The organism is Haloferax sp. KTX1, from assembly GCF_902410085.1.
Taxonomy (GTDB): domain Archaea; phylum Halobacteriota; class Halobacteria; order Halobacteriales; family Haloferacaceae; genus Haloferax; species Haloferax massiliensis.
Genome location: NZ_CABPRH010000096.1, coordinates 1 through 507, shown reverse-complemented (window position 1 = coordinate 507; position 507 = coordinate 1). Strand labels below are relative to the sequence as shown.

Annotated in this window: 2 protein-coding genes; one reads left to right on the top strand and one right to left on the bottom strand. The window is 68.2% G+C overall.

All coding sequences use genetic code 11. From position 1 onward, the window contains the following. Positions 1–196, top strand: a 196-nt coding sequence (locus FY251_RS20950; RefSeq protein WP_222847870.1) for a hypothetical protein, incomplete at its 5' end; no start/stop codon positions are given. Here the strand turns inward: FY251_RS20950 and FY251_RS22720 are convergent. Beyond that, positions 175–507, bottom strand: a 333-nt coding sequence (locus FY251_RS22720; RefSeq protein WP_187367473.1) for a hypothetical protein, incomplete at its 5' end; no start/stop codon positions are given. The two genes, FY251_RS20950 and FY251_RS22720, sit on opposite strands and share 22 nt — an antisense overlap.

Genomic DNA, 507 nt, shown 5'->3' with positions numbered 1-507 from the left:
GCTGGAGACTCCGGTGTCCGTTGATCTGGACGAGACCCTGGATGTGCCGATGGAGACCACCTTCACCAGCCAGGCGCGGCTCCTGTCACCGCTGGCCATCCAGCCGGAGCCGCTGGTTCTGGGCATCGAGGGCCGGCAGCTCGCGGTGCCGGTCCCGGGCTGGTGGCCCTTCCTTCAGTCACCCTCGGCGGACTGACCGTCCTTTGCACTGCTTCCCTGGTCGCCACTGGCGGACGGGGCGAGCAGGGCTTTCCGGCCGGCTGACTTCTGGATGCTGTCGAAGACCGGGGTGTTCACGGTGAAGACAGTGTCGTACTGATCCGTGACCAGCAGCGCGTCTTCCCCTTTGTCACCGGCATGGAACCGGTACTTGCGGGGGGCATCGTCGCCGGTTCCGAGGCGGAGGGTCAGGTCGGGCTCGCTGTCCGGCACGCTCCGGTCGCCCGCTGCGCCGGAGATCCTCAGGGCGGCAACGCGGCTGACCAGATCCGCCACCGCCTTCGGGTT